5 protein-coding genes are annotated in these 4083 nt (G+C 52.0%); 4 read left to right on the forward strand and 1 reads right to left on the reverse strand.

What is annotated here, in order from left to right; genetic code table 11:
* Window positions 1–495: DNA polymerase beta superfamily protein (locus ACXAD8_RS23120; protein WP_475233124.1), on the forward strand; the 495-nt coding region annotated here is incomplete at its 5' end.
* A 74-nt stretch (window positions 496–569) separates the two neighbouring features.
* Here ACXAD8_RS23120 and ACXAD8_RS23125 read toward each other — a convergent pair.
* Window positions 570–947 carry an MAPEG family protein gene (locus ACXAD8_RS23125; protein WP_274217879.1) on the reverse strand — a complete coding sequence of 126 codons (378 nt, stop codon included), beginning with the start codon at window positions 945–947 and terminating at the stop codon, window positions 570–572.
* 304 nt (window positions 948–1251) lie between these two features.
* Here ACXAD8_RS23125 and ACXAD8_RS23130 point away from each other — a divergent pair, with 304 nt between their 5' ends.
* From ACXAD8_RS23130 to zapE, 3 genes are all read left to right on the forward strand, one after another.
* Window positions 1252–1710, forward strand: a complete 459-nt coding sequence (locus tag ACXAD8_RS23130; RefSeq protein WP_475233126.1) for an arsenate-mycothiol transferase ArsC — start codon at window positions 1252–1254, stop codon at window positions 1708–1710.
* A gap of 179 nt (window positions 1711–1889) precedes the next feature.
* Entirely contained in the window at window positions 1890–2423 is a 534-nt protein-coding gene (locus ACXAD8_RS23135) for a protease inhibitor Inh/omp19 family protein (RefSeq protein WP_274217881.1), read from the forward strand.
* 211 nt (window positions 2424–2634) lie between these two features.
* On the forward strand, window positions 2635–3792 hold the full coding sequence (gene zapE, locus ACXAD8_RS23140) for a cell division protein ZapE (RefSeq protein ID WP_475233128.1): 1158 nt from the start codon (window positions 2635–2637) through the stop codon (window positions 3790–3792).
* Window positions 3793–4083 lie beyond the last annotated feature (291 nt).

Below are 4083 nucleotides of genomic sequence, written 5' to 3' on the forward strand. Positions count from 1 at the left end.
ATCACCCCTACTCAGATTTCAGTGAAGGGCTTCAAGGATAGTTTCGTTGGGTTCGCACAAGAGCATGGCGATCCTGTACGTTTTGCTCAAAGTCATCTTCAACTGCTGCTGAAATTCCATCGTCGGTTCAAAGGGCAGCCGCAGGGCGAAATGGTGCCGGAAAAGCTGATTGATTTGCTCCGGCCGGCTCTATCGCTGCGTTGGTATTCACAGCACAAACTGCAAGGCCTGCCGCCCGCTCAGCTCGCGCATCTTCTTGATGATGTATTTATCCGCCCTGTTCTTCGTGGTGAGATCGTGGAGTTGTTGGATCGGCAGCGACAGGGACAACTCAAGGACCTGGAGCCGATTCCCACCGCCGTGGGAGAGCTTTTGCTTGCAGAAATTGAGGCCGGTCCTGCACTTGCGACGCGTAAACGGCGTCCGTTTACTCGCGAAATCATGCAGGAAGCGGACCGTTTCTTCCTCAGGTGGTCGGTCCTTAACCAGCGCTAAACCCGGAACCAGGCGCAGCCCTTGCGGCAACTAACCCCCTTGTTATTGCAGGTTTACCCTGCGTGTCTGCACTGTTAGGTCCAAACAGGTGTTGTGAAGATGGCGATTGTGCACGCAAAGCCAACAGTCCACGTGAGCGAGCGTAATGAAGCGCGGTTGAGCCAGAAGCAGGCGATGTAAAGAACGCGCATGGAAAGAAAGAGGCCGCACAGGCTGTTGATCCATTCCGGGTCTCCGCCTTGCCCGAGTGCCACGAAAACGGCGACAGCGAAGAATGGGAACGCCTCTAGGCTGTTGTAATGCGCGCTCTGCGCTCTTCGCCGAAATGGCTCGGACCAGTACTCTGGATTTCTAGGATCAGAGTTGTCGAAAGACTTGGACATTTTTCCCGGAAGTAATGCAACCAAAGGAAGCAGGCCCGCAATCAGAATTGACCAGATGGCAAATGGCATTTTGAATGTGCTCCTGTTCTAAAAGCTTCGCATTATTAAGTAGATAGGCGTATTAGAGGTGGCGGCAAGATACTAGTACTTTTCAGTAGTTATGTTCAAATTTTCTAATGCAATGCAGTTTAAAGTTTAATCTGCTTAAAGGTGCCCTAGTTCTTTAGTCGACTTTTCCCACAATACTTTTGGAATTTTTCAGTTTCGTTGAACTGTGTCACAGAACCGAAGGGTTAACGAGTTACATCCGGCACCAAATTGATAACGGGCCCTAAACGAAATGGTGTCCCAAAACGGACCTAGGAGACATAGAATGGCAATAGCAAACGTTCTATTTGTCTGTGTCGATAATGCGCTGCTGAGCCTGATGGCAGAAGCCTATGCGAACGCGAAATCCAATGGTGTTGTGCGCGCCTTTTCTGGTGGCCCCATGCCTGTCGATGGAATGAACGAGTATGGTCGCAAGATTCTCGCAGACAAAGGCATTGCAGATAAAGGCCTCGAACCGAAATCGTGGAACATTTTTGCGTTTCCACATGCCCCGCAGCCGGACTTCGTCGTCGAGCTGCAAAGCGACGCTTTGATGATGACGCCGCCAAAGTGGGCGAACGACCCAGTCGTTTCCAAGTGGCAGGTTGTTCCGGGAAATCACCGGATCACTTCTCTGGAAGATGCAAAGACTGCTTTCCGGCGGATTTGCGGATCAATTGATCGTGCGCTTTTGTCTGGTCAGTTTGAAACAAACCATATGCTCTGGCGGGTAGCTGGTTAACTTGTGAAACAGTTGGTTTCTGTGCAAAGGTAGGCGGCATTAACCAGTTTTGTCGGCGACGGTGTTGGGGAAACGAGGCATTTAGGCCAATTTGTTACTGGTCTGTTTACCTTTTCGGGTCAATCTTTACGACAGTTATGGTTAATGCACGCTCATACTGAGGCAGGGTGAAAGACACTATGAACCGCGGTTTGACAATTGCACTGGTATCCGTTCTCGCAATCTCAACGATGGCGTGCCAGCGCACCACCTATACGCGCAGCTATGTATCACCGCTGCCAGCGACACCATCCACACCCGTAGCAGGGGATTCCTTATCTCCTCTCGATCAGCAACCGGGTGCAGGTCAGGGCGAAATCACCGGCCAGCCTCTTGATGGCACTGCTGACGGGACACAAGTCGCCTCGGTAGCGCCAGGCGCAGCAGGTGGCAGCTCCGTGGGCCGTACCGATCTGTTGGGCGGTTGGGATGTCGCATCTGGCGCGGACAGCTGTAAGCTATTCATGACGCTGACGACATGGAGCGGCGGTTACCGCGCCAATACCCGTGGCTGTAGCGACGAGAGCCTCTCTCGTATCGCGGCTTGGGATCTGAACGGCAGTCAGGTTGTTCTGAAAGATGCAGCAGGCTCTGATATTGCGCAGCTCTCAGGTGGTGGCAGCTCCTTCAATGGCGTGACAAATAGCGGCGCACCGATTTCCTTCCGCCGCTAATCAAGCGAAAAATCCGAGATTTTGAGCCCGGCACAGTTTAACTGGCGCCGGGTTTTTCTTACCTATCAGGTGGCCTTCCCACTTTTTGATAGGGGTGTCCGTGCGATTTTGGCTTGATTGCGAAATTGCCTAGGAACTATGCCTAGGCTGAAAAACTCGACTAGGGTGATCCCCGATCTCCATCGAACCAACAAAACTAAAGTGGGGCCATGTGACTGAAGCGATACCAAGCGCTGTAACCGTGAAGGGGCGCTACCAGGCAATGGTAGACGCGGGCGAAATTGAAGCTGATAGCGCCCAGGTGGCTGTTGTGCGCCATCTGGACGAATTGAATGCAGCGCTGACCGAGGCGCGCATCGCCACAAAAAAGAGCGCGCTGGGATGGCTGTTCAGCAAACGAAAAGCCGAGATTGCAGCGCCAAAAGGGCTTTACATCTGGGGCTCGGTTGGGCGCGGCAAAACCATGTTGATGGACCTCTTCTATCAAGTGGCAACAGAGCCAAAGAAGCGTCGTTCGCATTTTCATGAGTTCATGGCCGAAACGCACGCACGGGTTTTCGAAGCGCGTAAACAAATTTCTGAAAAAAATTCTAAAAATTCAGACCCGATTTTGCCAGTTGCAGAAGCAATTGCGGAAGAAACACGTCTGTTGTGTTTCGATGAATTTACCGTGACCGATATCGCGGATGCCATGCTGTTGGGGCGCCTGTTCACCAAGCTTTTTGAGCGTGGTGTTGTTGTTGTCGCCACGTCCAACGTGGATCCTAAGGATCTTTACAAGGACGGCTTGAACCGAAGCCACATACTCCCGTTTATCGACCTTTTGCAGCAGAAGGTCGACGTATTGAAGCTGGATTTTAGAACGGACTTCAGGCTTGAAAAACTGGCAGGCACCCAAGTTTACGTGAGCCCGCTTGGGCCGGAATCCGATCGCCAACTCAATGAGATCTGGCGTAGCCTGACAAACAACGTGCCACCACACTCTGAAACACTGGAGAACCTCGGTCGTGAGATAAAGGTCGACAAGACCTGCGCTGGGGTGGCGTGGTTCACCTTCGACGAGCTTTGCCGTCAGCCGCTCGGGGCGTCGGACTTCCTGCGCATTGCGCAGGCGTACCACACCATCATTCTGGCAAATGTACCAGTGCTTGAAGCGCGGTTTAGAAATGAGGCAAAGCGCTTCATTAATCTCATTGATGCGCTCTACGACAACAAGGTCAAGCTCATCATCTCTGCAGATGCAGAGCCGGACAAACTCTATAGCGCGCCGTCTGGTACCGAGGTGTTTGAATTCGATCGCACGGCCTCCCGTCTGATTGAGATGCGTTCGGAGGAGTATCTCGAGGAGGAGCCGAGATTCGAAAGCTGAAAAAAATAAAAAAAATTCAGTTTTGGCGATTTAGAGCTGCTTTTTTATCCGAAAAAGATGCCATATACGGGAAATAACGCGGTTGTCCCGTCGGTTTGCCTTGCGTGTATGCGTAAAACCCGGTAACGCACTGCGACAAATAAGCGCCTTTTTAAGGTGATGGGATTACGTAAACGGGAGCTAATTGATATGGCACGGAACAAGATTGCTTTGATTGGCGCAGGCCAAATTGGTGGCACGCTTGCTCACCTGGCAGGTCTGAAAGAACTGGGTGACGTCGTGTTGTTCGAC

It is taken from the genome of Planctobacterium sp. AWH2_060 (assembly GCF_056158425.1).

Bases quoted from the DNA above. Each gene is read 5' to 3' on its own strand.
- ACXAD8_RS23125 (WP_274217879.1), bottom strand. From the start codon at position 947: ATGCCATTTGCCATCTGGTCAATTCTGATTGCGGGCCTGCTTCCTTTG.
- ACXAD8_RS23130 (WP_475233126.1), top strand. From the start codon at position 1,252: ATGGCAATAGCAAACGTTCTATTTGTCTGTGTCGATAATGCGCTGCTG.
- ACXAD8_RS23135 (WP_274217881.1), top strand. From the start codon at position 1,890: ATGAACCGCGGTTTGACAATTGCACTGGTATCCGTTCTCGCAATCTCA.